Raw genomic sequence first — 6,951 nt, 5'->3', positions numbered from 1 at the left:
CAGGAACGTGCGCACGTTCTCGTCGCCCGCGAAGCGCCTGATCTCGTCGCGGGCCCCCTGCGTGGCCGCGCGGAACGGTGCCGGGTCGGGGCGCGTGACCTTCACGCCGGCGGCAGCCATCTTTGCGATCAGCTCCTCCTCTTCGGCAATGATCTTCTTGCGCATGCCGTCGCCCGCCGCCTTGCTCTCTTCACGCACGATCGCCTGCTCGGCCGGCGTGAGCTTCGCCCAGGTCGCGGTGCTCATGAGGTGGAGCGTGTTGTAGTACACATGGCGGGTCAGGGCGAGGTGCTTTTGCGCTTCGTACAGCTTGTTGTAGTAGATGACGTTGAGCGGGTTCTCCTGGCCGTCGACCAGACCCTGCGCCAGCGCCTGGGGAAGCTCCTTGAAGCCGACCTTGCTGACCTCGGCGCCCAGCGCCTGCATGGTGGCCTCGAGTTCGGCGACGGGCGGAACGCGCACCCTGAGGCCCCGCACGTCTTCGGGCACGTTGATCGGGCGCTGGTTGTTGGTGATGTTGCGGAATCCCCATTCCCAGTTGGACAGGATGACGAAGCCCTGCTTCTCGGCCAGCGGCGCGAGCCAGTTCATTGCGGGGCCATCGAGCACGCGGTGGGCATGCGCATAGCTGTCGAAGAGATACGGCATGACGACGACGGAGAACGTCTTCTCGTACTTGATGAGGTAGTTCATCGAGGTCACGTCCATGTCGACCGCGCCCAGCCGGACCTTCTGCAGCAGTTCGTTCTCGCTGCCGAGCTGGGACGCGGGAAAGATCTCCGTGCGGATCTGCCCGTGGGTGCGCTCCTCGACCCGCTTGGCGAACTGGAGCGCCGCCAGATGAGCCGGGTGCGTGGTGGTGGCGGCGTGCACCAGCGACAGCACCACGGGATCGGCATGCGCCGCCGGCGGCAAGGCAGCGAAGCCCCACGTCGCGGCGAAGATCAGGAGTGCTTCTTTCATGCTTCGGCCCCGTGCTCTCCGCCCTTGCTGCGTTCGCTCTGCGCCATGGTGCCCGAGCGCAGCAAGTCGCCGGCCTCGGTGGCCATCACGGCCTCGCTGAAGTAGTAGCCCTGCGCCATGGTGGCGGCGCCGGTCGATTGAAGGAACGCGCGCTGCGTCTCGGTCTCCAGTCCCTCCACGATGATGCCGATGCGCGCCTCGCGCGCGAGATTCATGATGGCGCGAACCGTGGCCGCGCTGTCCGGATCGTCGATCGCCCGCTGGAGCATCGACTGCGCGATCTTCAGGTGGTTCACGCGGTAGGTGCGCAGGTATTCGAACGACGAGTATTCGGTGCCGAAGTCGTCGATCGCAATGCGCACGCCGAGCGCCCTCAGCCTGGGCAGCACGTCGTTGTGGGTCCATGTCATCTGGGCCAGCGTCGACTCCGTCACGTCGAATTCCAGCACGGACGGATCGAGCTGCCATTTCGCGAGGCTCTCGGTCACGTCGCGGATCAGCTCGCTGCCCTGCCGGAGTTGTCCGAGCGACAGGTTGATGGCCACCACCGGCGGCGCCACGCCCTGTTCGCGCCACACGCTCAGCTGCCTGCAGGCCTGGTCCAGCACCCAGCGGCCGAGCGCGACGATGGCGCCGGTGCGCTCGGCAATCGGCACGAACGCGGTCGCCTCGAGCAGGCCGCGCCTGGGGTGGTTCCAGCGCAGCAGCGCCTCCACGCCCACGATCTTTCCGGAGGACAGCTCGACCTGCGGCTGGTAATAAAGCTCCAGCTGTTCGCGCTCGATGGCCTGCTTCAGGTCTTCGCCGAGCGCCACGCGGTCGCGCACTTCGAAGTCGAGTTCCTCGGAGTGGAAGTGGTACTGGTTGCGCCCCTGCTCCTTCGAGCGGTAGAGCGCCAGGTCGGCCTGCGCAAGCATTTCCTCCGGGCTCTCGCTGCCCGGGGTGTAGGGGCAGATGCCGATGCTGGCCGAGGCATGCACCTGGTTGCCGTCGATCATGTACGGGCGCGCGAGCTCCTGCTGGATCTTCGCGGCCAGGGCGCCCGCGGCGGCCGCGTCGGCCATTTCGCTTTGCAGCACGGCAAACTCGTCGCCGCCCAGGCGCGCCACCACGTCGGTCTCGCGCGTGCAGTTCTTCAGGCGCAGCGCCACCTCGCGCAGCAGCAGGTCGCCGCCCGGATGGCCGAACATGTCGTTGACCGGCTTGAAGTGATCCAGGTCGAGGCAATGGAGCGCAAACGGCACGGAGCCGCGCCGTGCCGCCGCGTGGGCCTGGTGCAGGCGCTCGACGAGGGTGGCGCGGTTGGCCAGGCCCGTGAGCCCGTCGGTGCGCGCCAGCTTTGCCAGTTGCTCCTCCGCCGCCTTGCGCTCGGTGACGTCGATGACGATGCCCTCGACCTCGATGAGCCGGCCGTCCTTGTCGCGCACCGGAACATAGCGGTTCTCGACCCAGCGCCGCGCGCCGTCGCCGGTGCACAGGCGGTATTCGATGGAGGCGCCTTCGGCGTCCTTCTCGAGCACGCGCGCCATCGCGGCGGCCACGCCGGGCTGGTCGGCCGGGTCGATCAGCACGTCCGCCCAGTCCGGGTTGGCCAGGAGGGCCGCCGGTTCGTGGCCGAACTTGGTGATGTTGTGCGAGATGTAGATCAGCGGGAACGCCGGCTCGCCGCGCAGCCGGTAGAGGATGGTCGGGCTGTTCTGCACGATGATGTTGGCGTCCGACAGCTCGCGCGTGCGTTCCTCCACGGCCTGCTCGAGCTGGTTCATCTTGAAGGCGGCGTCTTGCGTCATCTGCCACTTCATGGTGAGCGCACTGGCCAGCTGGCGCACCTCGATCGGATCGAAGGGCTTCTTGAGCACCAGCAGGCGGTCGCGCGCGTCCAGCCGGTCGAACACCTCGACCCACGACTGGTCCGCATAGGCCGTGCAGATCACGATCTGCAGGCGCGGGTCTTCGAGCCACAGCTGCTCGATGGTCTCGACGCCGTCCCACCCCGGGGGCATGCGCATGTCGATGAACGCCATGGCGTAGGGCGCCTCGGCTGCCAAGGCCTCGCGCAGCTTGGCGAGCGCCTCCTGCCCCTGGTAGGCGCTGTCCAGCACGAAGTCCACGTCGCTTTTCCTGGCCGAGGTTCCGAACAGCGCGGACTCCAGGTCGTCCAGGTTCGCGTCCGCGGCCGCCGGAAGAAGAATCTTGCGGAAGTCCTCGTGAATGGCCGGCGTGTCGTCAGCCAGCAGGATGCGGCGGTTCTGCGGTTTGCTCATGGCGTCTCTGCGGCCTTTCTGATCGGAAGTTCGAGCGTGAAGGTGGCGCCGGTGCCGGGTCCGTCGCTGTGCACTGCCAGCGTGCCGCCCATCTCGCGCGCCGCGATGGCTGCGCTGTGCAGGCCGAAGCCGTGGCCGTCCTTCCTGGTGGTGAACCCGTGCATGAACACGCGCGTGAGGTTGTCGGGAGCGATGCCGACGCCCGTGTCCGCCACGCGGATGCGCAGCACCTCGTCGCCGACGATCTCCGCATCGAGCATGAGCTTGGCGCGGTCGTCCGCCACCGCTTCCATCGCCTGCCGTGCATTGCGCACCAGGTTCATCAGCACCTGCAGCAGGCGGCCCCGGTCCAGCGGCAGTTCGGGAAGGCGGGCGAGGCCGCTCCCGATCACCACCTGGTAGCGCGCCGCGCCCGACGCGTTCATGCGCAGCGCGTCCTCGACGAGCTCGTGGATGCGTATCGGCTCGATCAGGCTGGAGGCGCGGGCATGGGCCTGCTGCGCGGCGATGATTTCCTTGATGTGGTCGACGCTCTTGCCCAGCGCCACCAGCTCGTCGACGACGGTGCGCTGCTCCGCCACCAGGAGCGGCGCCAGCTGCATCAGGTAGCCCGGGAGCAGCTTGCCCTTGGGGTCGGAGGCGAGGAACGCGCCCAGCCCATCCGCATGCGCGTTCATCAATTGCACCGCACGCGCGAGTCCTTCCACCTTGGACGCGCGGACCCTGGAAAGAATCAGCCCGGCCGACACGTTGACGCTGTTGAGCACGTTGCCCACGTTGTGCAGCACGTTGGTGGCGATCTCGGCCATGCCGGCCGAACGCGCCGCGGCCACCAGGTCGGCCTGCGTCTTGCGCAGCACCCGGTTGACCTCTTCGTTCTCGCGCAGCGCCGCTTCCAGTTCCGCGGTGCGGCTGAGCACCTGCTCCTCCAGCATGATGGTGGTCTGGAAGAGGTTGAAGTCGGAGCCCTGCGCATTGGCGCTGCGCTCGGCCCGGTCCATCAGGGCCTGGACGATCTTGTTGAGCCGTGCGATCTCGTCCTTGGAGGAAAGCGCTTGCGCACCGGGGCGCGGCAGTGTTGCAGACTCAAGCATGGCTGGCCCCCTCGCCGTTAGTGCCGAATGCAATGCCGACCAGCGTCTGGTTGACGTGCACGCCGCGGAACTGCTCCCCGTAGGTGTGGAAGCCGACCGTGTTGTTCTGCTGCAGGAGTTCGCCGATGCGGTCCTTCGCGCTGCTCTGCGCGATTTCGAGCTTGCGCAGGATGCAGTCGTAGCCCAGCACCAGCTGCGGTGGGCCGATCTCGGCGCGTATGCCGGCAAAGGCCTGCTCCAGGTTCTGCAGCAGGTCCACGCCCTTGGCCACGCGCAGCACCAGCCCGTTCTCGATCGCGCAGAAGAACGTGAGGCTGCCGTCGGCGTTGGCCTTCTGGATCGAGCGCACATAGGTGGTACCGCCGATCGTCAGCACCACCGGCCAGGCCGCGAAACGCGAGGGATCCAGGTCGGAGGCGTCGATGCCGAGCATCCTCGCGTACTCCTGGCTCGCCGGCAGGCCATTGATTTCCTTGACGGTGCGCGAAGCGGCGTCGGCCTCTGTCACGACCAGCCTGTCGTCGGTGGCGACGACGTGCTGCGTCTTGAAGATGCGAAACGGCATGCGCGAGGCCACCAGCACCAGCACCGCGCAGTCGGCGCCGAACCGGCCGTCCCAGTAGACCTGGGTCCGGTCGAACTTCATGCCGTCGCCGGCCGAACCGCCGAGCAGCGGAAGCCGGCCCAGCGCGGTCTGGAAGGCGCGCGTGACGGGTTCTTCGCGCAGCGACAGGCCGTCGATCAGCAGCAGCGCGAAGCTGTGGTCCGCATCGCCGGGCGAGCCCTCGGCCAGCAGCTTGTGCAGCAGCGCCTGGGCGAAATCCTGGCCGGCCTCCACCTTGAACTGCTGCAACTGCTCGACCTGGCCCGCCGCCACCCTGAAGTGGCTGGCCGGAAAGCTCGCACCCGCCAGGCTGTGGTCGCGCAATCCCGCGGGGCCGATCTCCCCGGCGGTGGTGCAGCCGACCACTGGCACGTCGCCGAACAGGCGCTTCATCTCGCCGGCCAGCGCTTCGAGGTCGTAGTCGCTGGAGCAGTAGAAGATCGCCAGCGCCGTGTCTGGCTGCGCCACCATGGCGTGGAATTCCTGCGCGGCCTTGCGGGGGTCCGCCGCGCAGGAGTGGGCCTTGCGTATGCAGTCCGTGTCCGCCATGTTGCGACTCCTTGTGTGAGGGTGCATTAGACGCATGATTCATCGCCATGGCGGACTCATTCCATGCGGGACATCCCTGCCGCGGACCACGAACTTTCGCAGTCCCGGCGATCGCCTACATGAAAAGTTCTAACGCAAGGCGCCAACTGCGCGGCGTACGCCGATCGAGTTACTGGCTTCGTGTTTCGCGACGGCCGCTCACAGGCAATTCCATGCCTTCAACGCCTGCTGCAGTTGCGCGCCCGCTTGTGCGAGTGTGGCATCGTTGCGGACCTCGATGGCCGCGATGCCCAGCGGCAGTTGGAAGTCGAACGCCCGCCGGACGCGCGCATCGACCATCTGCGGCGTTTCCCGCTCGCGCGCGAGCAGCCGGCGGCGCAGCGTCTGGGCGTCGGCCGTGATGTGGGCGACGACCAGTTCGGGAAAGAGCCGCACGGCCCGGGGCAGGTAGGCGCGCGAGCCGTTCACGATCACGGTCCTGCCGTCGCAGCGCGCGGCGAGTTCCGCGCGCGCGATGCCGTAGTGCAGGGCATTGGCTTCCCAGTGCATCGCGAACGCGCCGGCCTCGCGCAGGCGCATGAAGGCGGCCACGTCGACACTGTCGTGCTGCTCGCCGCCCGGCTGCACCGCGCGCGTGATGGTGCGGCGCGCGAAGTGCACGCGGGCGTCCTGCGGCAGCTGCTGCCTCAGCCAGTCGATGACGCTGTCCTTGCCGGCGCCCGAGGGGCCGACGACGTAGACCAGGCGGCCGGTCTGCGCGGCGTTCATTGGGTAACCTCCGTGCTGCGCACTGCGGTGCGAGCCCCCTTCGGAACGGCCGGGCAGGGGCTCATGCGCCGAGCGCCATCTGTTCGATGCACACGAAGTCCGCGCGCGGCTCGGGCTCCGCGAACAGGCTGATCGCATCGAAGCGTTGCGCGGGCAGCGCGCCGAAGTGCCGTTGCGCCGCGTCGTGCAATGCCTGCACTTCGGCCTCGTCGGCCTCGCGCAGCGAGCCGGTCAGCGAGAGGTGGAAGCGGAAACGGTCGAGCACAAACGGATAGCCCCAGCGCTGCAGCAGCGCATCTTCCTCGGGCGTGAGCCCGCTCGCGCGGCGGCGCTGCAATTCGGCCGGCGGCTGCGGCGCGGCGAAGGCATGCAGCCCGGTCACGCAGGCGCTGGCCATGGCATTCAGCGCGCGGCTGGGCACCACGGGCACGAGCGCGAGGAAGTTGTCGAGCCGCACCACCTGCAGCGCCGGCATGTCGAAGGGTTCCCAGGCCTTGCAGATGTGGCGGATGCCGGTGCGCAGCGACGCCGCGTCCAGGTGCGAGGGCAGGGCGAAGGGCGCCTTCAGCGTGCCATGCCAGCCATAGCGCCGCGGCGCGGCCGTCAGTGCCTGCAGCCGCGCGGGCGGCATGCCGTCGATGGCGGGTTGCGGCAGCGGCTGCCCGCTTGCCGCGCAGCGTCCGAGCCAGTGGCTGCCGGTGTCCCACCA

At 68.3% G+C, this 6,951-nt stretch carries 6 protein-coding genes; all 6 read right to left on the bottom strand.

Annotated features, from left to right (window positions below; all coding sequences use genetic code 11):
• Window positions 1-963 (bottom strand): TRAP transporter substrate-binding protein (locus AC1DOC_RS12795; RefSeq protein WP_478129888.1); only part of this gene is annotated, 963 nt, incomplete at its 3' end.
• Entirely contained in the window at window positions 960-3,227 is a 2,268-nt protein-coding gene (locus AC1DOC_RS12790) for a putative bifunctional diguanylate cyclase/phosphodiesterase (RefSeq protein ID WP_478080141.1), read from the bottom strand. The genes AC1DOC_RS12795 and AC1DOC_RS12790, both read right to left, overlap by 4 nt.
• Entirely contained in the window at window positions 3,224-4,321 is a 1,098-nt protein-coding gene (locus AC1DOC_RS12785; RefSeq protein ID WP_307596741.1) for a sensor histidine kinase, read from the bottom strand. Before AC1DOC_RS12785 ends, AC1DOC_RS12790 begins: the two co-directional genes overlap by 4 nt.
• Window positions 4,314-5,474 (bottom strand): nitric oxide-sensing protein NosP, encoded by a 1,161-nt coding sequence (nosP, locus tag AC1DOC_RS12780; RefSeq protein WP_018905742.1) that lies wholly within the window; start codon window positions 5,472-5,474, stop codon window positions 4,314-4,316. Before nosP ends, AC1DOC_RS12785 begins: the two co-directional genes overlap by 8 nt.
• Before the next feature lie 198 nt (window positions 5,475-5,672).
• Window positions 5,673-6,242, bottom strand: a complete 570-nt coding sequence (phnN, locus tag AC1DOC_RS12775; protein WP_478080142.1) for a phosphonate metabolism protein/1,5-bisphosphokinase (PRPP-forming) PhnN — start codon at window positions 6,240-6,242, stop codon at window positions 5,673-5,675.
• 61 nt (window positions 6,243-6,303) lie between these two features.
• On the bottom strand, window positions 6,304-6,951 hold a 648-nt coding region (locus AC1DOC_RS12770), incomplete at its 5' end, for a DUF1045 domain-containing protein (RefSeq protein ID WP_478129887.1).

Source organism: Variovorax sp. 01T439_2 (assembly GCF_056398445.1).
The sequence above is the reverse complement of the archived record's forward strand: the minus strand, read 5'-3'. Positions and strand labels throughout refer to the sequence as shown.

Bases quoted from the DNA above. Each gene is read 5' to 3' on its own strand.
- AC1DOC_RS12790 (WP_478080141.1), bottom strand. From the start codon at position 3,227: ATGAGCAAACCGCAGAACCGCCGCATCCTGCTGGCTGACGACACGCCG.
- AC1DOC_RS12785 (WP_307596741.1), bottom strand. From the start codon at position 4,321: ATGCTTGAGTCTGCAACACTGCCGCGCCCCGGTGCGCAAGCGCTTTCC.
- phnN (WP_478080142.1), bottom strand. From the start codon at position 6,242: ATGAACGCCGCGCAGACCGGCCGCCTGGTCTACGTCGTCGGCCCCTCG.
- nosP (WP_018905742.1), bottom strand. From the start codon at position 5,474: ATGGCGGACACGGACTGCATACGCAAGGCCCACTCCTGCGCGGCGGAC.